A 26,890-nucleotide genomic window follows, 5' to 3' on the forward strand; every position below is an offset into this window, starting at 1 on the left:
TCGGCGATCACGGAGATCGAGATGAATTCTGCACTGACTGAAAACCAACGCCTGCTGGCCCTGCGCGAGCAACACGTGCCTCGCGGCATTGCCACGGCTCACCCGATCGTTGCCGCAAAAGCGCAGGGCGCCGAGTTGTGGGACGTCGATGGCAAGCGCTATCTGGATTTCGTCGGCGGTATCGGCGTACTCAACGTTGGTCATAATCATCCAAAAGTCGTTGAGGCGGTGCGCCGTCAGGTCGGGGAGATCTCCCATGCCAGTTTCCAGGTGGTTGCCTATGAGAACTACATTGAAGTCGCCGCCCGGCTGAACAAAATGATCGGCGGCGACGCGCACTACAAAAGCGTGTTGTTCACCTCGGGGGCCGAGGCGGTAGAAAATGCCGTCAAAATCGCCCGTGGCCACACCCACCGGACGGCGGTGATTTCCTTTCGCGGAGGCTTCCACGGACGCACCTTGCTCGGCGTGACGCTGACCGGCATGAGTCAACCCTACAAACAGAACTTCGGCCCCTTCCCCGCCGAGATCTACCACGCGACTTACCCGAATGCCTATCGCGGCATCAGCAGCGACGACGCCCTGGCCGAGCTCGATGAACTGTTCGCCACGGACGTCGCACCGGACCGTGTGGCCGCCATCATCATCGAGCCTGTTCAAGGCGACGGCGGTTTCCTGGCCGCTCCCAAGGCCTTCCTGCAAGCCCTGCGCGCACGCTGCACCCAACACGGCATCGTGCTGATCCTCGACGAAATCCAGGCAGGATTCGGGCGTACCGGCACGATGTTCGGCTTCCAGCATGCTGACATCCAGCCTGACCTGGTCACGGTGGCCAAGAGTCTGGCCGGCGGTATGCCGTTGTCCGGCGTGGTCGGTCGCGCAGACATCATGGATGCTCCAACGCCCGGCGGTCTGGGCGGGACCTACGGCGGCAACGCAGTGGCTTGTGCTGCGGCACTGGCCGTGCTCGACCTGTTCGAAGAGCAGGATCTGCTGGCACAAGGCGAGAAACTGGCGGCGCAACTGAAAGAAGGTTTGCAGGCCCTGCAAAAACGCTACCCGAGAATCGGCGATGTCCGTGGCCTGGGCTTCATGCAGGCCATCGAAATGGTCGCTGACGATGCGGCGCAGACCCCTGATGCCGCGCTGGCGCAAAAGGTCATCGACGAAGCCCGCCACGCCGGTCTGTTGGTGATCAAGTGCGGTGTGCACCGTAACGTCGTGCGCTTCCTCGCACCGCTGGTGACGACGCCGGAGCAGGTGACCGAGGCGCTGCAGATGCTGGAGAAGGCATTGGCTGCCGCCTGCTGAGCGAGGTGTCGGCCCGATCTGGTGACGCAGTGTCGGGCCTTGGGCTTGAAGGTTAATGGATGCGCGAAAGCCTTACTCTGGAGCAGATCATGAGAGTTACGCAGTACAAGGCGTTGGGCCTGTCATTTGCCACCCTGGTTGATCGTGAACGGGGCATTCTCGAAGGCCTGCGACCGCTGGCAGTGCAAAGTGAATCCGTGACCAGCGACGCGCAATTGCTGAACGCATATCGACAGGTGGCAGAGGAGCTTGGCGCACGGGCGATGCCGGTGAGCGCGACGGCTTTTCACGGTCAGCTTTACCAACGGGTGGCGCAACAATTGCAAATCATCCCGGGCTGGGATGAAAGTGTGGCGTTCAGTAGCTCTTCCTCCCAGTGGCCGATTTTCGAGGATGCTCCAGGTGCCCTTCAGTACCTGAGCAAGTTCTACCGTTTGATACTGATCGCCCCACCTCACGGGATTGATGTGACAGCCCTCAGCCGTCGTCTGCCGGTCGAATTCGATGCAATCATCGAACCCTGCGACGACGACTGGCACCGCAGCCTTGAAAGCGAGCTGCACCGCCTGGGCCTGGAGCGTTCAGCGTTGTTACCGGTGCGCAGTACGGAAGCCGACGACCCGTGGACCGATCGGGTGGACTTTCCGGTGTGCACGCTACGCCGCGGCCATAACCTGCCGTGGAACCATTCGCCTCAGGCAATGGATGGCAAGCGCTGTGAATACGCCAGCCTCGCTGACCTTGCACATGCCCATCAAATGGCATTGCACGCCTGAGACCGACGGCCCGGATTTGACATTGCGAGGACTGATCAATGGACGCTGCAACCAAGCTCGATCGTATCGATATCAACATTCTGGTGCAGTTGCAGAAAGACGGGCGCATGACCAACGTCAGCCTCGCCGAGGCCGTCGGCCTGTCGCCCAGTCCCTGCCTGCAGCGCGTCAAACGTCTCGAATCTGCGGGCTATATCAGTGGCTACGAAGCCCACGTCAATCTGGCCAAGTTTGCCAACTCCGTGACGGTTTTCACTGAAATGACCCTGTCAGATCACAAGCGCGCCGACTTCGTGAAGTTCGAGTCGAGCATCCGTAACATCGATGAGGTGCTGGAGTGCCATCTGATCAGCGGCGGTTATGACTACCTGGTGCGATTCCTGTGCAGCAGCATTCAGCATTATCAGGAGCTGATGGAGTCGATCCTGGACAAGAACATCGGCATCGAAAAATACTTCAGCTACATCGTGATCAAGTCGCCCGTGGTCAAGAGCACCGTGCCGTTGAGGAGTCTGGTCAGGGCGGTTTGAAGGCTGATGCAAGCGCAGGGTCAGGTACTGCCGAGCCGCCTGACTTTGCTGCCGCTTCGCGCCAGATCGTCCGAGTGCGGCCCAGAGCAAGCTTGCTCCCACGGCCTCCGGCCAGAATCAACCGTAGGCGGCATACCGTCAGATCGCAATCCGGCGTCTCTGGCGACCCCGCTTCTGCCCGCAGAGCGTAGGAGCGTGGCTTGTCCCGCTTCTTCCCGCAGGGCGTAAGAGCGCGCTTGCCCCGCTTCTGCCCGCAGGGCGTAGGAGCGTGGCTTGTCCCGCGATCTGCCGGGAACCGGCAGCAAAACCGGTGCATGCGGAGTGCGTGATACAACCGGGTCGCCTGACTTTGCTGCCGCTCCGCGGCAGATCGCGGGACTAGCCACGCTCCTACGGTCTGCGGCCAGAATCAAAAGCCGCGAGCTGTCTTGAATACCGATACCGTCCGACACGGAGATAATGTCAGGCCAGGCACACGCACCTGCAATCACCCAAGAATGCAAAACACCTTGCGCACGGTGTCTTCGCTGGTCCAGGCGTTGGTAGCGCCCTTGGGCACCACCACGGTTTCTCCCGCACGTACCACGTGAGTCTTGCCCTGCCCGGCGGCGAGTGTCACCGCGCCTTCCAGGATGAACATCAATTCGGAGTAAGCCGGTTCAACCTGCTTGCGTGCGTAGGGCTCGCATTGCCACAGGCCGATACGCAGGTTGGCAACGCTGAACAGCGTTTCACTCCAGGCGTTTGGCGTCGGGGTCAGCAGCACGCTGGCGGCCGGTGGACTGGCTTCGCTGAGCGGTTGGGACAGGTCAAGCCTGATCGGCACCTTGGGCATGTCCGAGCACGCTTCGAGTCCCGGAAAGGCCATGAACAGTCGACGTAACTGCCCCCGATGATGCCAGCGAACGTCAATGCCACGCGGCACCACGAAGCAATCGCCGGCGTTGAGTTGCAGGTCGAAACCATCGCCCTGCAACCGCAGCTCGCCCGCTTCGACAACCCCCAGCTCGACCCATGGAAACCGCTCGATCAACAGGTTGGCGCCCACGCTGACACTGCTGCCCGCGGCATACCCTTGTAACGGATCGTGGAAGTGGATCACCCGCCCCGCCGCCAGTGGGTCGCCTGGCAATGCAAACGCCGCGCAGGGCAGCTGCCGGTCAGAATGAGGATGGGAGTAATGCAAAATCGGTGGCATACGCTTAACGCTCGCTCATCGTCCGATGACATCAAGAAATTGCTGCCAACCCGCCGCCAGGCGAACACCTGGTGCGCGGAAAGCATGCAGGGGAATCGGGTTGAAGTGATCGCCTGCCAGCAGACCGAGTTCGACCTTCTCGCCCGCCGTCATGGCAGAGAGTTGTTTGCCCATCCAGGTCGACATCGCCACCCCGCCGCCGTTGTAACCGATGGCGTAGAAACTGCGATCGTCCAGCTGCCCCGCGTGGGGCAGGTAATCCAGGGTCATGGCGACCAGACCTGACCAGCGATAGGCGATTCTCTGGTCACGCAGGACGGGAAAGACCACCCCCATGCTGCGTTGCAGATCATCGAAGGCACTCTGTGAATCGTCTTTGCCAAACGCACCTCGCCCCCCGAAAATCAAACGGTCCCCGATCACCCTGAACCAGCGCAGCATGCGCTTGGTGTCTCCGCACACCTGGCCGCCCGGCATGATCGTGGCGAGGACAGACGCAGGCAGGGCTTCGGTGGCGATGATCGCGCTGCGGAACGGAATCAGGCGACGGTGCAAGGTGTCGGTTACACGGGTCTGATCCGAGTAACCGTTGGTGGCATAGATCACGTGCCTGGCGCTGATACGTCCCTGTGGCGTCTGCACGATGACGCGATCCCCTTCACGACGGACCTGCTGCGCCGGGCTGTTGATAAACAGTTTCACGCCCCGGTCAACCAGATGCTGTGCGATCCCGCGGGCGTAGTTCAGGGGATGGATACCGCCCGCTCGAGGCGTCAGCAGGCCACCGGCAAAGATCGCGGCGCCGGTCATCTCGCGGACCTGGTCGGCGGAAATCATCACCGATGACTCCCCGCCGGTTTCGCGCTTGATCCACTGAGCGGTCGACTCCAGGCCGCCGAGCGCATGGACATTGTGCGCCGCAGCGATATGCCCTCCCATCTGCAGGTTCGCCCCGGTCAGTCTCAGGGTTTCCACCGTTTCGACCAGACTGTCCACCGCCGCGTAGCCGGTGCGGTACATCTGTAAGGCGGTGTCGCGGCCAAAGCGCGACATGAGGGTGGAAAACCCGACACGAAACTTCGGTGAGACCACACCGCCGTTTCGCCCGCTTGCACCCCACGCCAGGGTGTTGGCTTCGACAATCAACGGCTCGCGACCGCTTTCAGCAATATGACGCGCCGCCGAGAGGCCGGTGTAACCAGCGCCGATGATCACCACGTCGCACTGACGTTCGCCTTCCAGCGATTGCAGCGCAGGTGCAGGTTGGGCGGTGGCCGCCCATAAGCTCTGAACAGTCATGCCAGCGTCTCGGCTAAAGGAGGACTGGCGCCCATGGCCAGGGGTGAGCAGGCCCAGAGCGCCGAGGGGTTCAACCCAGTTCTTTCTCGACCGCGTCGGCCAATTGCGCCAGCGACGTGAAGTGGTAATGCGGTTCGGTGCGCTCGGACTCCAGCGTGCCGCCTGTCCCCTTCTGAGCGAAACGGCGCTCGATCCAGCAGGTCTGGTAACCGAGACGCATGGCGACGCCGATGTCGTGGTATTGACTCTGAGCAACGTGCAGGATGTTTTCGAAGAGGATGCCCTGGGTCGCCAGAATGCCACGGGCGTAGGCAAAGAACTGCGGATCGGGCTTCTCGAAACGCACGTCATCAACGGTCACGCGCACGTCGAACGGTTGATCCAGGGTTTCTGCCATGTGATCCAGCGCCCAGATCTGCGAGTTGGTGGTCGCCACCAGCTTGAAGTGTTTGCGCAGGCGTTTGAGCGCTTCGACCGAGTCAGGAAATGCCGGGAAGTTTTTCACCGACTGGGCCAGGCCCTTGGCGTAGTCATCGTTGTCTGGCAGGCCGAGCTTGGAAGCGATCACGTGGTAGCAACGCTCCAGGTCATCGGGCCACCAGCCGGAGTCGGTCGAGGCACGCGCCTCACGGTAGGCTTTGAGAATGTCGTCATCGCTGCAGGCTTTGCCCGCGTCACCCGCGACTTCACGCACGTGGGCGAGGATGCCGGCCTCGAAATCGATCAGGGTACCGACGACGTCGAACGTCAGGGCTTTGAACTGCTTGAAAGACATAGGGCGCTCCGCAAGAAAAGTCGTGTGGGTGAAACTGACTGGACGGACTCATTATCTGCCCGCTCTCTCGCGCAATATTCTGTTTTGCCCTGCCCTGGAGGCATAACCTACTGTTTTTCTACCTGGGGTGCGGCACCTGTGCTCAACGGTGCGATTCCAGGATCGATGCCAACCCCAGATGAGGGTAAAGCGCGTCGATTTCGAGCATGTCTGCGCGCATTTCTTCGATGATCCAGTCGCGCACATTTTCCACAATCGGCCGCACCGGACGGTTGGCCGGCACCACCAGACAGCATCGGCGGGAGGTGACCCGACACGCATCGACTGCGGGCACCAGTTCGCCTTTGCACAGTGAGTTCGAGATCACGTTCAGCCACCCCAGCGCCATGCCCTGGCCAAGCAGTGCAGCCTGAACCACCACCGCGTAATCGGAAAACACCAAGGTGTTGACCGTGCGTCCCGCCGTTTCAAAAGCGGACGCCCACTCGCGTTCCTGGTTGTCCATGCTGATCAGGGTCGGGGTCCGTTTCTTACCCTTTCCCTGCAACACATCGGCCAGGTATTGAGGGTTGCAAACGGGCAATGTTATTTCAGGAATGACCAGGCTTTCCGTGGGTTTCAGGCTGCCCACATCGAGATAACGCATGCCCAGATCAACGTCCACCAACGGGCCGCCGATCCGGCCAGACATCAACTGGTAACGCATGTCGACGGTAGGGAATCGCTGACTGAACCGGCTCATGCGCGGCATCAGCCAGTGGGTGGTGAACGCGGTTGAAACCGACAGCGTGACGGTCTCGATGCCCGTCGCTCTCGCTTCGATTTCACTGATCGCCGACTCGATGGTGCTGAACCCTTCCTGCACCCGACGGTACAAAATGCTGCCGCTCTCGGTCAGTCGCGCGCCGCCGCGAACGCGCTCGAAAAGCTGTACGCCGAGGTGTTCTTCGAGTCGCGACAACATGCGACTGACCGCTGGCTGGCTGACGCACAGTTCATCCGCCGCCCGGGTGAAGCTGCCACAACGGGCGGCGGCTTCAAAGACGAACAAGGAGCTGGAACTGGGGAGCTTTCGACGAAGAGTAGACATGACCTGAGCTTATGCCTCCCACAACTATTAGTAAATTGTCCGGTGAAAAAAACCGGGGCTATTCTTGCGAGCGACCGCCCGCAGCTTTCGCCCATCGGCCAGCCGTTGTGCGTCCTCTTCCTCATTCCCCCCACGAGACTGCTCCGATGATCCGAAACGCCCTGAAGTTTTATATCGATGGCCGCTGGGTAGACCCCTGCAGCGATACCCGCCTGCCGGTAGTCAACCCTGCCACCGAGCAGACGTTCGGCGAAATCGCGATGGGCAATCTGGAAGACGTGGAAGCCGCAGTGACCGCGGCTCGTCGCGCGTTCCCATCTTTCGCAGAGACATCACCGGCTCAGCGCACACAGCTGCTGCAACGTATTCTTGCCGCATTCATGGACCGCTACGATGAGATCGCCGACGCCATCCTTCAAGAGGTGGGTGCGCCAAAGGCGCTTTCCCACGATTGGCAGGCAGGCATCGGCAGGCGGCATCTGGAACAACTGCTGCGAACCCTGGAGACCTTCGAATTCGAGAAAACCCGGGGCACAACCCTGGTGCGTCAGGAGCCGGTGGGTGTCGTCGCGTTGATCACACCCTGGAACTGGCCGATCAATCAGATCGTCTGCAAAGTCGCGCCTGCGCTGGCAGCCGGATGCACCATGGTGCTCAAGCCCAGCGAGATCGCACCGATCAATGCCTTGTTGTTTGCCGAAGTCATGCACGACGCTGGCGTGCCGGCCGGGGTGTTCAACCTGATCAACGGTGACGGCCCCCTGGTCGGCGCTGCCCTGTCGGCTCATCCTCAGGTGGACATGGTGTCGTTCACAGGTTCCACTCGGGCAGGTATCGAGATTGCAAGGTTGGCCGCGCCGACGGTCAAGCGCGTGCATCAGGAACTGGGCGGCAAGTCCGCAAACATCCTCCTCGACGACGTTGACCTGGAGTCAGCGGTGACATCCGGCGTGGACAGCTGCTTTGGCAACAGCGGCCAGTCCTGTAATGCCCCCACGCGCATGCTGGTGCCGGCAGCCTTGCATGATCAAGCCGTTGAAATCGCTCGCCTCGCGGCATTGGCCCATACCCTCGGCGCGCCGGAAGAGGCGTCCACCCGCATGGGCCCGGTCATCAGCGAACGGCAGTTCAACGCCATTCAAAAAATGATCGGCATCGGCATCGAAGAAGGCGCGCAACTGGTCTGCGGCGGCCTCGGTCGGCCGGCGCATTTGCCTAAAGGGTATTACGTCCAGCCGACGATCTTTGCCAACGTCACTCAGGAAATGACGATCTCGCGGGAAGAAATTTTCGGCCCGGTGCTGGTGATTCAGCCTTACGACGACCCGGCCCATGCGGTGAGCATGGCCAACGACAGCGTCTTCGGCCTGGCCGCCTACGTACAGTCGGCAGACCTGGACCGAGCCCGAAAAGTGGCGCTGCAAATGCGCGCGGGCAGCGTGTACATCAACTACCCGGACTGGGATGCCGGTGCGCCGTTTGGCGGGTACAAGCAATCGGGCAATGGCCGCGAATATGCCGAGTGGGGCCTGGAGGCGTTTCTGGAAACCAAGGGTGTCGTGGGATGGGGCGCTTGAGAAACGCCGACTGAGTCACTCTGGGCATGCACCGGCATGACCGGTGCGTGCCTCCTGCGGCCTTCGGCCAGGATCAAATGCAAGGCGGCGTGACGCGCCATCCGGCCTCTACCGATTCGGCAGAATCAACCGCCTCACCCTTGATCAGGTCCGCAATCCGCTCGGCGATCATGATGGTCGGGACGTTGGTATTGGCGCACGGGATAGAGGGCATCAGCGATGCGTCGCACACGCGCAAATGCTCAACGCCGATGACCCGACCGTCCCCCGTGGTCACGGCCAATGGGTCATCGGCGCGGCCCATGCGGCAGGTGCCCGAAGGATGCCAGGTACCACCGACATTGCGTTGCACGAACTCGGTCAGCGCCGTGTCGTCGTCCAGGAGCTTTTTGACGGTCACCCCTTGCGTCACCAGACGATGAACCAGCCATCCCCGCAACGGCCCGGCAATGTCCAGCAATAGGCTCAACACCCCACGCTGCACGCCGTTGAACACGCCAGGCATGGCGACCTTGGCCACCCGCGGCGAATAGCTGGAAGGAAACACCACACTCCGTTTCCCTGCCAACGCGTCTGCCGACAACGTCTGAGCGCCGAATCGCAGCGCTTGTTTCAGGCGCTCAAGATCGCGTTCATCGGACAGCATGTTGAAGCTCACCTGAGGCTCATCACGGGGGTTGGCAGACGCCAGACGGAGGCGACCTCTGGAATACGATTTGTTGACCCAGAAAAAGATCGTTCCCAAGCGATACCCGACCGAATGCCAGCCCGAACGGGACAGAATCGCGCCATGCATGTCGCAGGGCGCCGTGCCGGGCAGTCCCGATGAAAAGCGCACGACAGCCTGCTCGTGATGCTCCTCGGGAAACGCTGTCCGCCCCCTTCGTGTCAGCAACGCAGACACCGCAATCGACGGATGCTCCATCAGGTTGGCGCCTACACCCGGCCGATCAACGACCGGCGTGATCCCCAGCGAAACCAGATCATCCGCCGGGCCGATTCCACTGCGCATCAACACCGCCGGGCTGTGAATGGCCCCGGCAGACACAATCACATCCCCGGCCATCAGCGACTCGACGTCGCCCCCTTCACGCCAGACCCGGGCGCCAATCGCCACGCCGTTATGGATCAACACGCGATCAACCAGGCAGTTGGTCAGGATCTTCAAATTACTGCGTCGTCGCACCTCATCGGTGAGGTAACCCACCGAGGTGGGGATACGCTCGCCTTGCTCACTGACACCAATCGCGCCGACGAACACGCCTTCTTCCCAAGGCCCGTTCTGATCGGGCTTGTGCGACAGCCCCCTTGCCCCCAAGACCTTCATGACGCTTTTGACAAAAGGCGACAGTCGCGCGGCAGGCGTGCGCCGAATCCTCATCGGACCGTCGTGGCCATGCAACACAGCGTCCTGCGGGCCACTGAAGTCCGTGTCGGTTTCCAGCTTGCGAAAGTACGGCAGACAGGTATCCCACCGCCATCCCTCAGCGCCCAACGCCTGCCACTCGTCATAGTCGGCAGGCGAACCACGGTTGGTCATCAGCGCATTGATCGCCGACCCTCCCCCGAGGATACGAGCCTGCTCATAACGCCGTTGTGTAATGGCGCGATGGCCCATCAGCGCGGTGAGCCGCTGCCAGATATTGCTGACGTCCAGATACGCACGGCCGGGGTAGCGGCTGCGAATCGCGGAGGGCATGGTCTGCGCAGAAATATCGCGGCCGGCCTCGATCAGGTACACCTGCTTGTCGGGGTCCTCCGAGAGCCGGGCGGCAAGCACGCAGCCTGCCGATCCGCCTCCCAGGATCAGGTAGTCGATCATGTCGGCGTCCTGGCGTTACTGAACGAATTTCAGCCAGCGATCCTTGGCTGCAATGCCTGCCGCCGAGGCCCACCATTCCTCTGACATCAATGCCTGCTTGGCGGCGTTATCCGGCGAGCTTGGTAACTCTTTGGCGCGCTCGGCGGTAATTTTCCCCGTGCCAAACGCCGCTGGATTGCCCGGACCGTAATCGATGTACAGCGGCAGATTGGCCTGCAACTCAGGCGAAACCGCTTCGTTGACAAACTTCACGGCCGCCGCGTAGTTGGGTGCATTCTTCAGGATGCACAACTGAGTGTTCTGCAGCAGGCCGTCGTTGTAGGTGAAGGCGACGTCCGGGTTGCTCTTTTGCACGGCGCTCGCGCGACCGTTCCAGATCATCAACATGTCCACCTCGCCGTCGGCAAGCAATTGCGCGGACTGACCACCCGAGGTCCACCACACCGCGATATTGGGCTTGATCTGCTCCAGGCGTTTGTAGGCCCGATCGACATCCAGCGGGTACAGCTTGTCGCGAGGTACACCGTCCGACAGCAAAGCGGCTTCCAGCGTGCTCATCGGATCGTTGCGCAAGGCACGGGTGCCGGGGAAGTTCTTCACGTCCCAGAACTCAGCCCAGGTCTGCGGAATTTTTTTCAGGGACTTTTTGTTGTACCCGATCACTGACGAATAGAACTCATACGCGACCGAATAAGGTGTGCGGTAGGCCGCAGGCATGCTCTGCACGTTGGGCATCTTGCTCAAGTCGAGCGCCTCGATCAGCCCTTCGTTACCGCCGCGCACACAGTTGGAAGGCGGTGTATCGATCACGTCCCAGACGGGCTTCTTCGCTTCGCCCTGAGCCTTGACCATCGGCCAGGCATCCGGGGCGCTGTCCTGCTTGATGGTCATTTTCAGGTTTTTCGCAGCGGGGTCCAGAATGGCTTTGGTCTGGGCCTCCTGGTAGCTGCCCCCTTGGGAGACGAAGGTGATTTCATCGGCCATGGCCGGCGTAGCGCACGCCACGGCCAGACTCAACAGGGATATGACGGAACCGACAGCTGCAGCGACAGACAAGGTTTTCATGGCAAATCATCCTGGACGTAGATTAATTCGGCAGCGTTAAAAACCTCGACTGAACACCCTGCACCGCAGTGCTTTGCTCAGGTTTGATTTTGTTATTCGACCGAGCGGGACATTTCGACGTTACAAGAGCATGACATCCGGGGGCAATGCACCAATAGTCAGGCCAACCATAACCTGGAGTCATACGCAAGCACACCGATCCGGGTGATGGCTTGTTATTCACTGAATGGCCGCGAACGGCAAGCGTCTGGCCAGCTCCTGCGCCAGGTATCGGGCAAACACCGAGATCCTTTGCGGTATGTGTCGACGGTGCTGGTAAACCGCAAAAATATCGGCCGAAGGCGCTCGATGATCGGTCAATACCGCCTGCAGACGGCCGTGTTCAAGATACGCCTGTACATTCCAGCGCGAACGCAGAATCAAACCATGCCCATCCAACGCAAGGCTCAGAGCGACTTCACCATCATTACTCGACAGCGTCCCACTGACCTTGTGGGCGTAATCCTGACCGTCCTTGCTGAACCGCCAGATGGCGTAGTCACTGCCAAACTGCCGCAGAACGATGCAATTGTGCGCCGCCAGATCGGTAACACGCGTCAACGCAGGCATAGCTTCAAGGTATTGGGGAGACGCGCAGAGGATGCGTGGATTTTCCAGCAGGCGGACACCGATCAAGCGGGAGTCAGGCGGCTCTCCCATGCACACCCCGAGGTCGAACTGGTCATCCAGCACGCTCAACGGCTGGCTCGTGAGCTCGAGGGAAATCTCAAGCTCAGGGTGCAGGCGGGCGAAGCTGGACACCACCGGCGCCAGATGTTGCCGCCCGAAGCCCAGCGTGCCGTTGATCCGTAATCGGCCCTTCAGTGTGGGTTGACGGCTGTCGAGCGCACTTTCGAGCTCCTCCAGCTGGCGCAGGATCGGACGCCCGCCTTCCAGGTACAACGTCCCTTCCGGGGTCAGCGACAGGCGGCGCGTTGTTCTCTGGAGCAACTGCACGCCGAGACGCGCCTCCAGTTGGCTCAGCCGCTTGCTGACCGCAGGCAAAGACAGACCCAAGTGACGCGCGACCTCCGTCAGGCTTCCCCGCGTTGCCACCTGCTGAAAGAAACTCAGGTCATCGATCATGCTCACGGATTCTTTCCTTGAAACTAAGAATGGCTTTCGACCAAGACTAATTATTAATCCAGCAACACTCCATACACTGCGTAGCGTTCCTCAACAATCCCTGGAGTCGAATCCCATGAGCAAAGCCCGGTACAAAATTGCAGTGATCCCCGGCGACGGCATCGGCAAGGAAGTCATGCCCGAGGGCGTTCGCGTGCTGGACGCGGTGGCGACCAGACACAACCTGGACCTGCAATGGGACTGGTTCGACTTCGCCAGCGCCGATTACTACCTCGCCCACGGCAAGATGATGCCCGACGACTGGTTCGACCTTCTCAAGGGGTACGACGCCATCTATTTCGGCGCCGTCGGCTGGCCTGACGTGGTGCCTGACCATATTTCCCTGTGGGACTCGTTGCTCCAGTTCCGCCGCGAATTCGATCAGTACGTCAACCTGCGCCCCTGCCGCCTGATGCCAGGCGTCAAGGCGCCGCTCGCCAATCGCAAGCCCGGCGACATTGACTTCTGGGTGGTGCGCGAAAACACCGAAGGCGAATACTCCAGCGTTGGCGGCAAGATGTTCCCCGACACCGATCGCGAGATCGTGTTGCAGGAAACGGTCATGACCCGCGTCGGCGTCGACCGCATTCTGAAGTTCGCTTATGACCTGGCGCAGAGCCGGCCGAAGAAGCACCTGACGTCAGCGACGAAGTCCAACGGCATCGCGATCACCATGCCGTACTGGGATGAACGCGTTGCCGAGATGGGCAAAAAATACCCGCAGGTGAACGTCGACAAGTACCACATCGATATCCTCACCGCGAACTTCGTCCTGCACCCTGACTGGTTCGACGTGGTGGTGGCGAGCAACCTGTTCGGCGACATCCTGTCTGACCTGGGCCCGGCCTGCACCGGCACGATCGGCATCGCGCCGTCGGCCAACATCAACCCGGAGCGCAACTTCCCGAGCCTGTTCGAGCCCGTGCACGGTTCGGCGCCCGACATCGCCGGCAAAGGCATCGCCAACCCGATCGGACAGATCTGGTGCGGGGCGATGATGCTTGAACACCTGGGCCATCCGGACGCAGGGGCAGCCGTGCTGACCGCCATCGAAACCGTGCTGGCGATGGGGCCAGCGGACGCCCCGCTGACGGCTGACATCGGCGGCACCGGGAACACCGAAGCGCTGGGCAAAGCCATCGCCGCTGCTGTCTGATCCCGCCAATAGCGCGCAATCTCCCGTTCTTTCGCCCGGATTCGGGAGATTGTTGCGCCGGGCTCTGCCATCGTATGAACACCTTCCCTGCGAGTGCGAGTCCCCCATGGCCCTGCTGTTCAAAGTTGAAGATTCACGCGGCAGTGTCTGGAAATCACTGTTCGAACAGCATGCACCGGACATCGACGTGCGACTGTGGCCGGACATAGGGGACCCCTCGCAGGTGCGTTACTTCGCCGCCTGGCAGCCACCACACGACTTGCACACCCGCTTTCCCAATCTCGACGTGATTTTCGCCACCTCGGCCGGGGTCGATCAATTCGACCTCGGCGAACTGCCAGGGCATATCCAGGTGGTCCGGATGCTCGATCCCGGCATCGCCCAAGGCATCGTCGAGTACGCCTGTTTTGCCGTACTGAGCCTGCATCGGCAGGTTCCCCTCTATCTGCGCCAGCAACGGGCCAGGGTCTGGCAAGACCATGAACTGACGCCTGCCAGACGGCGTCGTGTCGGCGTCATGGGCCTGGGCAATCTCGGGGTGGCGGTCACGCAAGCCTTGCGACCGTTCGGCTTTGAACTGCGGGGTTGGGCAAGGTCACACAAACACATCGACGGTGTGCAATGCTTCGCCGGCGATGTGCAACTGAAGCCCTTTCTCGCCCAGTGCGACATTCTGATCTGCCTGCTCCCTCTGACGGACGACACCCGCGGCGTGTTGAACGCACAGACCTTCGCCGCGATGCCCAAAGGCGCGCAGTTGATCAACCTGGGACGGGGTGGGCATCTGATCGAGCGCGACCTGCTGGATGCACTGGACAGTGGGCAACTGAGCGATGCCGTCGTCGACGTGCTTGAGGACGAACCGCCTTCGCCCGATCATCCGTTCTGGAGCCATCCCAACCTCTGGCTCACACCCCACATCGGTGCAAACACCTCTCCCGACACCGCATTCGAGGTGCTGCTCGGCAACCTTCGTCGCCATCAGCGAGGGGAAGCGATGCATGGCGTAATCGCACGGCACCAAGGCTACTGAGCGCCTGACCGACCCGCTTTCGCGTATCGGGCCCGCCGATGACCGTCCTTAATAGACGTCTCGCAGATAACGCCTTTCCCCCGCCAGATCCCGCAGATGCTCGGCGGCGCGCTCTGCGCTCATCCCGCCATGGGCAACGATGACCTCGCGCAGTGCCTGATCGACGTCCTTGGCCATGTGCGTTGCATCCCCGCAGACGTAAATGCGCGCGCCGTCCTGCAACCACCGCCACAGTTCAGCGCCCTGTTCGCGGATGCGATGCTGGACGTAGACCTTCTCGGCCTGATCGCGGGAAAACGCCAGGCTCAGGCGCGTGAGCAACCCGTCTTTGTGCAGGCTTTCGAGTTCATCGCGGTAGTAGAAATCCGTGGCCGCATGCTGCTCACCAAAGAACAGCCAGTTTCGCCCGCGATCAGCGCGCATTTGCCGCTCCTGCAGAAACGCCCTGAACGGCGCCACGCCGGTGCCAGGACCGATCATGATCATCGGCACGTCACCCTCGACCGGTACACGAAAGTGCTGGGTCGGTTGCAGGAAAATCGGCACCTGGCCATCACCCGCACGGTCGGCGAGAAAAGTCGAGGACACGCCCTTGCGCTTGCCGTACCGCACGGCAGAGACCGTCAGATGAACCTCATCGGGATGCGCCTTTGCACTGGACGCGATGGAGTACAACCGCGGCTGAAGCGGCTTGAGGTGCTCCAGCAACTCCTGCGCTGAACAGCTCAGCGGAAACTCCCGCAGCACATCCGCCAGCTGTCGCCCCCATAACCAGTCCTTCAACTCGCTGTTGAAAGGCTCGGTCAGCAACGTTTTAAGCTCGCTGCTGCCGCTGCGCTCGGCAATGAAACCCAGCGCTTGTGCCGTGGGTCTTGCGATTTCGAATTGCGAGGTCAGTGCCTGCGACAACGGCATCTCACCCGCCTTGCCGACACTCACAGGCTGGTCGCCCTGCAGGCCCGTCAACGTCAGCACTTCATCGATCAACGCCGGACAATTGCGCGGCCACACGCCCAGCGCATCGCCTGCCTCATAGGCCAGACCCGAGTCGCCCAGCGTCAACGCAAACTGGCGTGTGTCCTTGCTCGCGCCCTCGCCGTTCAGACGGCGATTGATCGACAGCCTGGCGTGATGCGGGTGCGCACGGGACGGTTGGTTGCTCGACGTTTCCGGGGCCATTTCGATGGAGGGAATATCCAGCACCTGTTGCAGCGCCTTGAACCAGCCGTCGGCGTGGTCCTGAAAGTCGCCGTCACAATCGACCCGGGGCATCAACGGCGACGCCCCCAATGTCAGTAAGCGCTGATCCAGATTCTTGCCGTGTTGACAGAAGCGGTCGTAACTCGGATCCCCCAGAGCGAGCACGGCGTAACGCAGCGACTCCAGCCGCTCCTGGCGTTCGCTCAGCGACTGCCAGAACCCCTGACCGTTGTCGGGCGAATCGCCGTCACCGAAGGTGCTGCTGATCAACGCGACATGGCTGACATCGCTCAGACGTGCCACCGGAAATCGGTCCATCGCAGCGACCTGCACGGGGATGCCCGCTGAGCGCAGGTGCGTGCCGAAGCGTTTGGCGAGCGCCTCTGCGTTGCCGGTTTGCGAGGCCCAGAGCAAGGTGAGCAGCGGCTCACCTTCGCAGACTTCCAGCGTGTGCGCATCGGGCTGTGGCACATCAAGAAAACGATGACCGATCAGCTCGACCTTGCGCAGCGCAACCGCGCAGAACTTGAATTCGGGCTGCTTCGACACCGGGTCGACGGCGTCACTGGTCACGGCGTTGATCGCCAAGTGTTCGCCGTAGGCATCGTTCCAGTGAAACGGCGCAAAACAGTTGCCCGGTCTCACCCGGTCGGTTACCACAGCGGGCAGGACCGCATGACCGCGCACCGAACGGACTTCAACGGCGTCCTTGTCGCGAATGCCCAGCGCCGTCGCATCGGTCGGGTGGATTTCGACGAAGGGACCGGGATTGAGCGTGTTGAGTGTCGGGATTTTTCCGGTCTTGGTCAGCGTGTGCCACTGGTGTTGCAGTCGACCGGTATTGAGCACCATCGGGAACGTGTCGTTTGGCATCTCGGCCGGCGGCATGTGCGGACGCGGCAGAAAAACCGCCTTGCCGTGCTCCGTCGCGAAAAGCAGGGCCAGGCGTTCCGACTGCGCCCCGCTTTTATCGAGGTAGCGAATCGGGTGACGCGTGCCGGTGTCGTCAGGCGCGCACGGCCATTGCAGCGATTGGTCACGCAGACGCGCATAGCTGGCACCGCGTATGTCGTAACCGGTTTTCGGGTTCCAGGCCCGTTTGATTTCTTCGAACACGGCCTCGGCCGAACCGTAGCTGAAGCCTTCGGCAAAGCCCATTTCGCAGGCGACCCGGGCAATGATCTGCCAATCGGGTAACGCCTCACCGGGCGCATCGACGGCTTTTTGCGTCAGGGTCAGGTTTCGTTCGGAGTTGATCATCACCCCTTCCGCTTCTGCCCAAAGCGCACCGGGCAAGAGAATGTCGGCGTAGCGATTGGTTTCGGTGTCGAGAAACGCGTCCTGAGTGATCACCAGCTCGGCATTTTGCAGGGCCTGGATCACCGTCGAGCGGTTGGCGACGCTTGCCACCGGGTTGGTGCAGATGATCCAGCAGGCCTTGATATGACCGTCACGCATCTGCTCGAACAGGTCGACGGTGCCGCCGCCGAGTGTCTGACCCAGACTGCCGCGGGGAATCGACCACAGGTCTTCTATAAAGCGACGGTCGTCCTCGACCAACACCGATCGCTGGCCGGGAAGGCCAGGGCCCATGTAGCCCATTTCCCGGCCGCCCATGGCGTTGGGTTGCCCGGTCAGTGAAAACGGCCCGCTGCCCGGGCGGCAAATCGCGCCTGTGGCCAAGTGCAAGTTGCACAATGCGTTGGTGTTCCAGGTGCCGTGGGTGCTCTGGTTCAGCCCCATGGTCCAGCAACTCATCCACTGCGGCGCCTGGCCAATCATCCGGGCAGCCTGACGAATATCTGCCTCAGGCAGACCGGTTATCTGCGCGACGTAAGCGGGCGTGTAATCGGCCAGAAATTCAGGCATCCCCTCCCAGCCTTGCGTAAAAGCGTCGATGAAGTCGGTGTCGACATCGCCGTTTTCCAGCAGCAGATGCAGCAGGCCGTTGAGCAACGCCAGATCGGTGCCGGGTTTGATGGGCAGGAACAGGCTGGCCTTGTCCGCGGTGGCGCTGCGCCGAGGGTCGACAACGATCAGCTTCGCGCCCGCCTTGACCCGATCCATCATGCGCAGGAACAGGATCGGATGACAGTCGGCCATGTTGGCGCCGATCACAAAGAACAGGTCGGCCTTGTCGAAATCGTCATAGGAACCCGGCGGGCCGTCCGAACCCAGCGACAATTTATAGCCGCTGCCAGCGCTCGCCATGCACAGCCGGGAGTTGGATTCGATGTTGTTCGTGCGCACGAACCCTTTAGCGAGTTTGTTGGCCAGGTACTGCGCTTCCAGGGACATCTGGCCCGAGACGTAAAACGCCAGTGCATCGGGCCCGTCACGATCAAGAATGCCGCGCAGACGGCTGGCCGTTTCCGAGATCGCCGCGTCGATATCAGTGCGCACCGGGTCCTGACTGCGCTGATGCCGCAGGTAGGCGGACGTCATGCGGCCAGCGTCGGCAATTGCCTGGCCACAGGTGGTGCCTTTGGTACACAGACGCCCGGCATTGGTCGGATGCGCCTTGTCGCCGCTGACCTTGATCACACGGTTATTGTCGACCTGCATGACGATGCCGCAACCGACACCACAATAAGGACACACGCTTCGTACGCTGTTGCTCGCCATAACCCGTTTCCCGAACCCAAAAAAAAGACGCCCTGTTCTCCTCCGTCGAAAAACGGGGAGCACACGGCGCCTTTGTCGTGAAGAGGGCAATCGGCGTTGACTGCCTATAGAAGGATGATTGCAAAGGACAGGCCAGCCTGATGGGGAGGCTTTGAAGCGAGCGCGACTGGCTGGCGGTGGCACGTTCATACCCGCTGCGGCTGAAGCGCAAAGCGGCCACGGACGCTCGCATTTGAGCCTCGCAATGGGGCGAAGCGGACGAAATCGCACCGTTTGCGTGCCATGCGCTATCCCTTGTAGGAGCGTGGCTTGTCCCGCGATCGGCGGGGAACCCGTCGTAAAACCTGTGGATGCGGTCAGCCCGATGCACCCTATTCATCAGATTGACTGCCGCTTCGCGGCAGATCGCGGGACAAGCCACGCTCCTACACTCATCGCGGTGCGTCCGCTATTGGCACACCCATTGCTTCATCCCTTTCAAGCCCAACCCGAATGCGCGGTGGGCAGCCCCGGCGGTCAACGATGATCGTCCGCGCCACACGGCGAGGGGCTCTTCAGGTTGTGCCGACACTGTGGTCGAGTGACAACCCTTAAAAGAACAGGCAAAGGCGCCTGGAACCGAACGGTTCCGGGCGCCTTTTTTTTGCTTTCAAAAAACCTGATTGGCCTTGGCCGGGACTCGATATGAACACCACAGCCGCTCTTCACGATGTGCAAACACTGATCGTCGTTGGCAACGGGATGGTCGGTCACCACTGCGTCGAACAACTGATCGCCGCCGGTGCCCTCGAGCGCTATCGCATCCATGTGTTCGGTGAAGAAGGCCAGCGCGCCTACGACCGTGTCCACCTGTCCGAGTACTTCGGCGGTCGCGATGCCGAGTCACTGGCCCTCAGCGATGCTGCTTTATATGAACACCCCGGCCTGACGCTGCACCTGGGCGTACCGGTGCTGGAAATCGACCGCAACCGCCGCGAAGTCATCACGTCCAGAGGCTGTTTTGCCTACGACAAACTGGTCCTGGCGACCGGCTCTTACCCGTTCGTGCCGCCCATCGAAGGCGCCGAAGGCCATTCTCGGCTGGTGTACCGCACGCTGGACGATCTGGACACCATTCGCGCCGCTGCCCATCAGGCCAGACGCGGTGTCGTGGTCGGTGGCGGTTTGCTCGGAATGGAAGCGGCCAATGCATTGAAGTCTCTTGGCCTGGAAGCGCATGTGGTGGAATTCGCCCCGCGCCTGATGCCCGTGCAGCTGGACGATTTTGGCGGCGCGGCCCTCAAGGCCCGCATCGAGGCCTTGGGTGTCGGCGTGCATCTCTCTCGCGCCACCCAGTCGATCAGCGCAGGTGAGGAATACCGCTATCGCATGAATTTCGCGGGCGACGAATGCCTTGAGACCGACCTGATCGTGTTCTCGGCCGGGATTCGGCCACAGGACGCCCTCGCCCGCCAGTGCGAGCTGGCGCTGGGTCCGCGCGGCGGGATCGCCATTGACGAACACTGCCGCACCAGCGACGCCGACATCTTTGCCATCGGTGAGTGCGCGGCCTGGAACGGCAGCGTCTTCGGTCTCGTCGCCCCGGGTTATCAGATGGCGCGCAACGTCGCGGCGCAACTGTGCGATCAGGATGCCGAGCCGTTCTACGGCGCGGACATGTCGACCAAACTGAAGCTGCTCGGCGTCGACGTCGGTTCCATCGGCGATGCCCATGGCGCACTGACCGGCGCGCGCAGCTATCGCTTCATTGATGAGGCCACTGCCACCTATCGGCGTCTGGTGGTGTCCGCCGACGGCAAGCAAGTGCTGGGCGCGGTGCTGGTCGGAGACAACAGCTATTACGACACGCTGCTGCAATACGCGCAGAACGGCATCAAGCTCCCGGCCGATCCGTCCAGCCTGATCCTGCCTCACAGCGAAGGCGCACCGACACTGGGCGCCGACGCGCTGCCCGCCACCGCGACCATCTGCTCCTGCCACAACGTCAGCAAAGGCGCGATCTGCTCGGCCATCGACAGCGGCTGTACCGACCTCGCCGGAATCAAAGCCTGCACCAAAGCGGCGACCGGGTGCGGTGGCTGCTCGGCCCTGCTCAAAAGCGTGTTCGAACACGAGCTGACGGCGCGCGGTGTCGCCGTCGACAAGAGCCTGTGCGAGCACTTTGCCTTTACGCGTCAGGAGCTGTATGCCCTCGCCCGCGTGGAAAATATCGAGAGTTTCGAGCAGATGATTGCCCGCCACGGCAAAGGCCACGTCGGTTGCGACATCTGCAAACCCACTGTCGGCTCTATCCTTGCATCCTGCTGGAACAAACCGATCATGGACCCTTCGCTGGTGCCTTTGCAGGACACCAACGACACCTTCATGGCGAACATGCAGAAGAACGGTACGTATTCGGTAGTGCCACGGATTCCTGCCGGAGAAATCACTCCGGACGGCCTGATCGCCATCGGCGCGGTGGCGAAGAAATACGACCTGTACACCAAGATCACGGGCGGCCAGCGCATCGACCTGTTCGGCGCGCAATTGCATGAGTTGCCGGACATCTGGGCCGAGCTGATCGCGGCCGGTTTCGAGACCGGGCATGCATACGGCAAGTCGACGCGAACGGTGAAATCCTGCGTCGGCAGCACCTGGTGCCGTTATGGCGTGCAGGACAGCGTGCAAATGGCGCTGACCATCGAGGACCGTTACAAGGGGCTGCGTTCGCCGCACAAGCTGAAATTCGCGGTGTCCGGCTGCACCCGCGAATGCGCCGAAGCGCAAAGCAAGGACATCGGCGTCATCGCCACGGAGAACGGCTGGAACCTGTACGTCTGCGGCAACGGCGGCATGCGCCCGCGCCATGCGGAGCTGTTCGCCACCGACCTGGATGACGAGACGCTGATTCGCTACATCGACCGCGTGCTGATGTTCTACATCCGCACCGCCGACAAGCTGCAGCGTACGTCGGTCTGGCGCGAATCGCTGGAAGGCGGCCTGGATTACCTCAAGGCCGTAGTCATTGATGACAGCCTGGGGCTGGCCGTCGAGCTGGAGGAGCACATGCAACGGGTCGTGGACCGTTATGAGTGCGAATGGGCCAACGCGCTGAAGAGCCCGGAAAAGCTCAAGCGCTTCCGCACCTTCGTCAACGACAAGGGCGCCGACCCGGACATTCATTTCGTCAAGGAACGCAGCCAACGCCGCCCGGCGCGGGCTAATGAACTCAACCTTATTCCTGTTGCGGAGATCGCACGATGAGCCAGGCCAATGCGCTGACGATGGACATGCCTCAAACCCAAGCCTGGCGCGTGGTGTGCGCCCGTCAGGACCTGGTCCTCAACTCCGGCGTTGTGGCGCTGGTGGGCAATACGCAGGTGGCACTGTTTCATGTCGCCTCGATCAGCGGTACGCCGCAACTGTTCGCGGTCGAGAACCGCGATCCGGTGTCGGGTGTGAACGTGATCGGTCGCGGTTTGGTCGGCAGCCTGGCGGGCGATCTGGTGATCGCCTCGCCACTGTATAAGCAGCATTATCGGCTGGAGGACGGGACCTGCCTTGAGGATCCGGCCTTGAAATTGCGCACTTGGCCCGCCCGGTTGGCGGGCGATGTGGTGGAGATTGATGTGGGCTAGAGATCAGAGACCGCCAATTGATACGCCAACCCTGTAGGAGTGAGCTCACTCCTACAGGATTTTTGTTGCGATCACCAAATAACAGGCACAAAAAAAGCGACCCTAAGGTCGCTCTTTTTGTCGTTACGAGGAGTTCAAGGGCCTCGTAACTCAATATGGCGCAGCGGACGGGACTCGAACCCGCGACCCCCGGCGTGACAGGCCGGTATTCTAACCGACTGAACTACCGCTGCGCGTAACACTTGAAACGAATGGTGGGTGATGACGGGATCGAACCGCCGACATTCTGCTTGTAAGGCAGACGCTCTCCCAGCTGAGCTAATCACCCTTCGCTTCGGTGTGGCGCGCATTCTACGGAGCGATCCCACCTCTGGCAAGCACTTTTTTAAATAATTTTTATATTCCCGCCAAAGGCTTACGTCAGGGTTGGCCGCAGGGTCGCGGCAGCGAATAATGCCCCCCTTTGTATAAAGGAGAGACGTACCCCATGTGGTTCAAAAACCTGCTTGTCTATCGCCTGACCCAGGACCTGCCATTTGATGCCGAGGCGCTGGAAACCGCATTGGCGACCAAACCTGCACGCGCTTGTGCCAGCCAGGAGTTGACCACTTACGGTTTCATCGCCCCGTTCGGCAAAGGTGAAGACGCACCTCTGGTGCATGTCAGCGGCGATTTCATGCTGGTGTCGGCGCGCAAGGAAGAACGCATCCTGCCGGGCAGCGTGGTCAACGACGCATTGAAAGAGAAAGTCGAAGAGATCGAGACCGAGCAGATGCGCAAGGTCTATAAGAAGGAACGCGACCAGCTCAAGGATGAAATCATCCAGGCCTTCCTGCCGCGCGCCTTTATCCGTCGCTCCATGACGTTTGCCGCCATTGCCCCCAAGCAAGGCGTCATTCTGGTCAACGCGTCGAGCCCGAAACGCGCCGAAGACCTGCTGTCGACGCTCCGTGAAGTGGTCGGCTCGCTGCCGGTCCGTCCGGTGACCGTGAAAACCGCGCCGACCGCCGTGATGACCGAATGGGTCAAGACCGGTCAGACCGCGGAAAGCTTCTTCGTCCTCGACGAATGCGAACTGCGCGACACCCACGAAGACGGCGGCATTGTGAAGTGCAAGCGTCAGGACCTGACCAGCGACGAAATCCAGCTGCACCTGAGCACCGGTAAAGTCGTGACCCAACTGTCGCTGGCCTGGCAGGACAAACTGTCTTTCGTGCTCGACGACAAACTGGGCGTCAAACGCCTGAAGTTCGAGGACCTGCTGCAGGATCAGGCGGAGCAGGACGGTGGCGACGACGCACTGGGCCAACAGGACGCCAGCTTCACCCTGATGATGCTGACCTTCGGCGAGTTCCTGCCGCAGCTGTTCGACGCACTGGGTGGCGAAGAGATTCCGCAGGGGATCTAAACAACTCTCGGTCCTGTAGGAGCCGGCTTGCTGGCGAAAGCGTCATTTCAGACACGTTGATGTTGAATGACCCACCGCTTTCGCCAGCAAGCCGGCTCCTACAGTTTTGCGTACCTGATTCACCCCACAATAAAAGGAGCAAGCCATGCGTGCCCTGGCTGCATTGAGTCGTTTTGTCGGCAATACCTTCGCGTACTGGGTGCTGCTGTTCGCCGTGCTGGCGTTCCTGTTCCCCACCTGGTTCATCGGCCTGAAAACATTGATCGTGCCGCTGTTGGGGCTGGTCATGTTCGGCATGGGCCTGACCCTCAAGCTTGATGATTTTTCCGAGGTCGTGCGTCATCCCTGGCGCGTGGCCCTGGGCGTGGTCGCGCATTTCGTGATCATGCCGGGCGTGGCCTGGTTGCTGTGCCAAGCGTTTCACCTGCCGCCGGAAATCGCCGTCGGCGTGATTCTGGTCGGGTGCTGTCCGAGCGGCACGTCGTCCAACGTCATGACCTGGCTGGCGAAAGGCGATCTGGCGCTGTCGGTCGCCATCGCGGCCGTCACCACCCTCCTCGCCCCGTTGCTGACCCCGGCCCTGATCTGGCTGCTGGCGTCGGCATGGTTGCCTGTGTCCTTCATGGAAATGTTCTGGTCGATCCTGCAACTGGTGATGCTGCCGATCGTGCTGGGCGTCATCGCTCAACGCCTGCTCGGCGCCCGTGTGCAGTTCGCGGTCGACGTGCTGCCGCTGATCTCGGTGGTAAGCATCGTCATGATCGTCTGCGCCGTCGTGGCCGCCAGCCAGGCAAAAATCGCCGAGTCCGGCCTGCTCATCATGGCCGTTGTCATGCTGCACAACAGCTTCGGTTTCCTGCTGGGCTACTTCACCGGCAAAGTGTTCAAACTGCCACTGGCCCAACGCAAGTCGCTGTCGCTGGAAGTCGGCATGCAGAACTCCGGCCTCGGCGCCGCCTTGGCCAGCGCCCATTTCTCGCCACTGGCAGCGGTGCCCAGCGCGCTGTTCAGCGTCTGGCACAACATCTCGGGGGCCTTGCTGTCGACGTATTTCAGGAAGATGGCGCCGGATGAAGGGGTGACGGAAGACAGGCCTGTGGTGGGCTGAAGGGTTGCTGGCAATGGGTCAGAACAACCGCGTTATGTGAAACGCCACAGCACTGTGGGAGCGAATTCATTCGCGATGCGGTGGGCCCTCCGACAAAGATGCGTCGGAGGTACCTGCGTCTCGCGAATGAATTCGCTCCCACAGGACATTGCATGTCAATGCCTGCACCGAGTGGCCTCGGTCAGCGCACCGCCCCGCGCAACGCTGCCACCCGCTCGCGCACAAGGGCCGGTTCGGACTCATCACCGGCCATCGCGGGCCCCGCCACCAATGTCACCCGTGACCACAACCGGCGAAACACGCCCTTGCGGGGATCGCGGCTGAAGAAGCTGCCCCACAAGCCTTGCAACGCCAAGGGGATCACCGGTACGTCGGTTTCTTGCAGCACGCGGGTCATGCCGCTTTTGAATTCGTCGATCTCACCGGTGGTGGTCAGTTTGCCTTCCGGGAAGATGCACACCAGTTCCCCGTCTTTCAGGTAGTCGGCGATCCGTTTGAAGGCCTGGTCGTAGATCATCAGGTCCTCGCTGCGTCCGGCGATGGGAATCGCGCCGGCGGTGCGGAAGATGAAGTTGAGCACCGGCAGGTTGAAGATCTTGTAGTACATGACGAAACGGATCGGCCGACGCACGGAGCCGGCGATCAACAAGGCATCCACGAATGACACGTGATTGCACACCAGCAACGCGGCGCCTTCGTCAGGAATCTGTTCCAGGTCACGGTGCTCTACGCGGTACATGGAGTGGCTGAGCAGCCAGATCATGAACCGCATGGTGAATTCCGGGACGATCTTGAAGATGTAGGTGTTCACCGCGATGTTCATCAGCGAGACCACCAGGAACAGCTGTGGAATCGAGAGTTTCACCACGCTCAGGAAGATGATCGACACAATCGCCGACACCACCATGAACAGTGCGTTGAGAATGTTGTTCGAGGCGATGACCCGCGAGCGCTCTTTCTCGGGCGTGCGCGACTGTATGAGCGCATACAGCGGCACGATATAAAAGCCGCCGAAGACACCGATGCCAAGGATGTCGAACAGCACCCACCACGCTTGCCCGTAACCCAGCACCGCCAGCCAGTTATTGGCCTGGACGTTCTGCGGAAACTCACCCGAATGCCACCACAACAACAGGCCGAACACCGTCAGGCCCATCGAGCCGAACGGCACGAGGCCGATCTCCACTTTTCGCCCCGACAGTCGTTCGCACAGCATGGAGCCTGCCGCGATGCCGATGGAAAACACCGTGAGGATCAGGGTGACGACGGTTTCATCGCCGTACAGGAATTCTTTCGCGTAGGCCGGGATCTGCGTCAGGTAAATCGCGCCGACGAACCAGAACCAGGAGTTGCCGACGATGGAGCGCGAGACGGCTTTAGTCTGGCCCAGGCCCAGTTTCAGCGTCGCCCAGGACTCGCTGAAGATGTTCCAGTTCAGGCGCATTTCCGGGCTCGCGGCTGCCGCGGGCGGGATGCCTCGGCTGGCGAGATAGCCCAGGCAGGCGACCACCACCATGGCGGTGGAGACGATCGGCGCGTAATGAGCGGCCGACATCATGATCCCTGCGCCAATGGTCCCGGCAAGGATGGCCAGGAAGGTGCCCATCTCCACCAGGCCATTGCCGCCCACCAGTTCGTTCTCATGCAGGTGCTGCGGCAGGATCGAATATTTCACCGGGCCGAACAGCGCGGAGTGCGTGCCCATGGCGAACAGTGCGGCGAGCATCAAGGACAGGTGATCGAAGAGAAACCCGACGGCGCCGACCACCATGATCCCGATCTCCAGCACCTTGATCATGCGGATCAGCTTGTCCTTGGGGTACTTCTCACCGAACTGCCCGGCCAGCGCCGAGAACAGGAAGAAAGGGAGAATGAACAGCAGCGCGCACAGGTTCACGTAGATCGAACGGTCACCGTCGATGGTCAACTTGTAGAGAATGGCGAGGATCAGCGATTGCTTGAAGATGTTGTCGTTGAACGCCCCGAGGGACTGCGTCACGAAGAACGGCAGGAACCGCCGTTTGCCCAACAGATTGAACTGCGACTGACTCATCAAACTTCATCCTGAATGACGCCGGGGTCGGCTTTTGGATTGGAAGACGGGATTCCAGTCCGAGCCACATTGAAGACGTAACC

General features: G+C 61.2%; 19 protein-coding genes and 2 tRNA genes. 10 read left to right on the forward strand and 11 right to left on the reverse strand.

Going from position 1 to position 26,890, the window contains the following annotated elements:
- Positions 1–21 precede the first annotated feature (21 nt).
- The 3 genes from gabT to AB4N84_RS03715 all read left to right on the forward strand — a co-directional run bounded on the left by gabT (position 22) and on the right by AB4N84_RS03715 (position 2,617).
- The gene (gabT, locus tag AB4N84_RS03705; RefSeq protein ID WP_074752594.1) at positions 22–1,311 is read left to right on the forward strand and encodes a 4-aminobutyrate--2-oxoglutarate transaminase; all 1,290 of its coding nucleotides are present in this window, start codon (positions 22–24) and stop codon (positions 1,309–1,311) included.
- 89 nt (positions 1,312–1,400) lie between these two features.
- On the forward strand, positions 1,401–2,087 hold the full coding sequence (locus AB4N84_RS03710; protein ID WP_074752863.1) for an HAD family hydrolase: 687 nt from the start codon (positions 1,401–1,403) through the stop codon (positions 2,085–2,087).
- 38 nt (positions 2,088–2,125) lie between these two features.
- Entirely contained in the window at positions 2,126–2,617 is a 492-nt protein-coding gene (locus tag AB4N84_RS03715; RefSeq protein WP_074752595.1) for an Lrp/AsnC family transcriptional regulator, read from the forward strand.
- A gap of 487 nt (positions 2,618–3,104) precedes the next feature.
- Here AB4N84_RS03715 and AB4N84_RS03720 read toward each other — a convergent pair whose 3' ends face one another.
- The 4 genes from AB4N84_RS03720 to AB4N84_RS03735 form a co-directional block, all read right to left on the reverse strand.
- Positions 3,105–3,815 carry a cupin domain-containing protein gene (locus AB4N84_RS03720; protein WP_074752596.1) on the reverse strand — a complete coding sequence of 237 codons (711 nt, stop codon included), beginning with the start codon at positions 3,813–3,815 and terminating at the stop codon, positions 3,105–3,107.
- Between the two features lie 15 nt (positions 3,816–3,830).
- Entirely contained in the window at positions 3,831–5,114 is a 1,284-nt protein-coding gene (locus AB4N84_RS03725) for an NAD(P)/FAD-dependent oxidoreductase (protein WP_074752597.1), read from the reverse strand.
- 70 nt (positions 5,115–5,184) lie between these two features.
- On the reverse strand, positions 5,185–5,889 hold the full coding sequence (locus AB4N84_RS03730; protein WP_074752598.1) for an HAD-IA family hydrolase: 705 nt from the start codon (positions 5,887–5,889) through the stop codon (positions 5,185–5,187).
- Between the two features lie 142 nt (positions 5,890–6,031).
- The gene (locus AB4N84_RS03735) at positions 6,032–6,979 is read right to left on the reverse strand and encodes a LysR family transcriptional regulator (protein ID WP_074752599.1); all 948 of its coding nucleotides are present in this window, start codon (positions 6,977–6,979) and stop codon (positions 6,032–6,034) included.
- Positions 6,980–7,128: 149 nt separating this feature from the next.
- On the opposite strand from AB4N84_RS03735, the gene AB4N84_RS03740 reads away from it, so the two are divergent.
- Positions 7,129–8,556, forward strand: coding sequence for an aldehyde dehydrogenase family protein (locus tag AB4N84_RS03740; protein WP_460046932.1), 1,428 nt, complete (start codon positions 7,129–7,131; stop codon positions 8,554–8,556).
- Positions 8,557–8,629: 73 nt separating this feature from the next.
- Here AB4N84_RS03740 and AB4N84_RS03745 read toward each other — a convergent pair whose 3' ends face one another.
- The 3 genes from AB4N84_RS03745 to AB4N84_RS03755 form a co-directional block, all read right to left on the reverse strand.
- Positions 8,630–10,378 (reverse strand): GMC family oxidoreductase, encoded by a 1,749-nt coding sequence (locus tag AB4N84_RS03745; protein ID WP_460045296.1) that lies wholly within the window; start codon positions 10,376–10,378, stop codon positions 8,630–8,632.
- A 15-nt stretch (positions 10,379–10,393) separates the two neighbouring features.
- Positions 10,394–11,443 carry an ABC transporter substrate-binding protein gene (locus tag AB4N84_RS03750; protein WP_074752601.1) on the reverse strand — a complete coding sequence of 350 codons (1,050 nt, stop codon included), beginning with the start codon at positions 11,441–11,443 and terminating at the stop codon, positions 10,394–10,396.
- Positions 11,444–11,662: 219 nt separating this feature from the next.
- Complete coding sequence (locus AB4N84_RS03755; protein ID WP_460045297.1) at positions 11,663–12,574, reverse strand: LysR substrate-binding domain-containing protein; 912 nt, start codon at positions 12,572–12,574, stop codon at positions 11,663–11,665.
- 109 nt (positions 12,575–12,683) lie between these two features.
- Between AB4N84_RS03755 and AB4N84_RS03760 the strand changes: the two genes are divergently transcribed.
- Positions 12,684–13,763 (forward strand): tartrate dehydrogenase, encoded by a 1,080-nt coding sequence (locus AB4N84_RS03760; RefSeq protein WP_460045298.1) that lies wholly within the window; start codon positions 12,684–12,686, stop codon positions 13,761–13,763.
- Positions 13,764–13,869: 106 nt separating this feature from the next.
- Positions 13,870–14,796, forward strand: coding sequence for a 2-hydroxyacid dehydrogenase (locus AB4N84_RS03765; RefSeq protein WP_460045300.1), 927 nt, complete (start codon positions 13,870–13,872; stop codon positions 14,794–14,796).
- A 48-nt stretch (positions 14,797–14,844) separates the two neighbouring features.
- On the opposite strand, the gene AB4N84_RS03770 is transcribed toward AB4N84_RS03765, so the two are convergent.
- Positions 14,845–18,621: a molybdopterin-dependent oxidoreductase gene (locus AB4N84_RS03770; protein WP_460045301.1), complete on the reverse strand. Its 3,777-nt coding sequence runs from the start codon at positions 18,619–18,621 to the stop codon at positions 14,845–14,847.
- A gap of 684 nt (positions 18,622–19,305) precedes the next feature.
- Between AB4N84_RS03770 and nirB the strand changes: the two genes are divergently transcribed.
- Entirely contained in the window at positions 19,306–21,864 is a 2,559-nt protein-coding gene (gene nirB / locus AB4N84_RS03775; RefSeq protein ID WP_460045302.1) for a nitrite reductase large subunit NirB, read from the forward strand.
- Positions 21,861–22,238 (forward strand): nitrite reductase small subunit NirD, encoded by a 378-nt coding sequence (gene nirD / locus AB4N84_RS03780; protein ID WP_074752607.1) that lies wholly within the window; start codon positions 21,861–21,863, stop codon positions 22,236–22,238. The genes nirB and nirD overlap by 4 nt, the downstream gene beginning before the upstream one ends.
- 156 nt (positions 22,239–22,394) lie before the next feature.
- Here nirD and AB4N84_RS03785 read toward each other — a convergent pair.
- Both AB4N84_RS03785 and AB4N84_RS03790 read right to left on the reverse strand, forming a co-directional pair.
- Positions 22,395–22,471: transfer RNA gene (locus tag AB4N84_RS03785), tRNA-Asp, on the reverse strand.
- A 19-nt stretch (positions 22,472–22,490) separates the two neighbouring features.
- Positions 22,491–22,566: transfer RNA gene (locus tag AB4N84_RS03790), tRNA-Val, on the reverse strand.
- A 159-nt stretch (positions 22,567–22,725) separates the two neighbouring features.
- Between AB4N84_RS03790 and rdgC the strand changes: the two genes are divergently transcribed.
- Together rdgC and AB4N84_RS03800 are read left to right on the forward strand one after the other, a co-directional pair.
- On the forward strand, positions 22,726–23,646 hold the full coding sequence (gene rdgC / locus AB4N84_RS03795) for a recombination-associated protein RdgC (protein ID WP_074752608.1): 921 nt from the start codon (positions 22,726–22,728) through the stop codon (positions 23,644–23,646).
- A gap of 145 nt (positions 23,647–23,791) precedes the next feature.
- Positions 23,792–24,754 carry a bile acid:sodium symporter family protein gene (locus AB4N84_RS03800; RefSeq protein WP_460045303.1) on the forward strand — a complete coding sequence of 321 codons (963 nt, stop codon included), beginning with the start codon at positions 23,792–23,794 and terminating at the stop codon, positions 24,752–24,754.
- 181 nt (positions 24,755–24,935) lie between these two features.
- On the opposite strand, the gene AB4N84_RS03805 is transcribed toward AB4N84_RS03800, so the two are convergent.
- Positions 24,936–26,810 (reverse strand): MFS transporter, encoded by a 1,875-nt coding sequence (locus AB4N84_RS03805; RefSeq protein ID WP_460045304.1) that lies wholly within the window; start codon positions 26,808–26,810, stop codon positions 24,936–24,938.
- Between the last annotated feature and the right edge of the window lie 80 nt (positions 26,811–26,890).

The organism is Pseudomonas sp. S2_H01 (genome assembly GCF_054668305.1).

Bases quoted from the DNA above. Each gene is read 5' to 3' on its own strand.
- gabT (WP_074752594.1), top strand. From the start codon at position 22: ATGAATTCTGCACTGACTGAAAACCAACGCCTGCTGGCCCTGCGCGAG.
- AB4N84_RS03710 (WP_074752863.1), top strand. From the start codon at position 1,401: ATGAGAGTTACGCAGTACAAGGCGTTGGGCCTGTCATTTGCCACCCTG.
- AB4N84_RS03715 (WP_074752595.1), top strand. From the start codon at position 2,126: ATGGACGCTGCAACCAAGCTCGATCGTATCGATATCAACATTCTGGTG.
- AB4N84_RS03720 (WP_074752596.1), bottom strand. From the start codon at position 3,815: ATGCCACCGATTTTGCATTACTCCCATCCTCATTCTGACCGGCAGCTG.
- AB4N84_RS03725 (WP_074752597.1), bottom strand. From the start codon at position 5,114: ATGACTGTTCAGAGCTTATGGGCGGCCACCGCCCAACCTGCACCTGCG.
- AB4N84_RS03730 (WP_074752598.1), bottom strand. From the start codon at position 5,889: ATGTCTTTCAAGCAGTTCAAAGCCCTGACGTTCGACGTCGTCGGTACC.
- AB4N84_RS03735 (WP_074752599.1), bottom strand. From the start codon at position 6,979: ATGTCTACTCTTCGTCGAAAGCTCCCCAGTTCCAGCTCCTTGTTCGTC.
- AB4N84_RS03745 (WP_460045296.1), bottom strand. From the start codon at position 10,378: ATGATCGACTACCTGATCCTGGGAGGCGGATCGGCAGGCTGCGTGCTT.
- AB4N84_RS03750 (WP_074752601.1), bottom strand. From the start codon at position 11,443: ATGAAAACCTTGTCTGTCGCTGCAGCTGTCGGTTCCGTCATATCCCTG.
- AB4N84_RS03760 (WP_460045298.1), top strand. From the start codon at position 12,684: ATGAGCAAAGCCCGGTACAAAATTGCAGTGATCCCCGGCGACGGCATC.
- AB4N84_RS03765 (WP_460045300.1), top strand. From the start codon at position 13,870: ATGGCCCTGCTGTTCAAAGTTGAAGATTCACGCGGCAGTGTCTGGAAA.
- AB4N84_RS03770 (WP_460045301.1), bottom strand. From the start codon at position 18,621: ATGGCGAGCAACAGCGTACGAAGCGTGTGTCCTTATTGTGGTGTCGGT.
- nirB (WP_460045302.1), top strand. From the start codon at position 19,306: ATGAACACCACAGCCGCTCTTCACGATGTGCAAACACTGATCGTCGTT.
- nirD (WP_074752607.1), top strand. From the start codon at position 21,861: ATGAGCCAGGCCAATGCGCTGACGATGGACATGCCTCAAACCCAAGCC.
- rdgC (WP_074752608.1), top strand. From the start codon at position 22,726: ATGTGGTTCAAAAACCTGCTTGTCTATCGCCTGACCCAGGACCTGCCA.
- AB4N84_RS03800 (WP_460045303.1), top strand. From the start codon at position 23,792: ATGCGTGCCCTGGCTGCATTGAGTCGTTTTGTCGGCAATACCTTCGCG.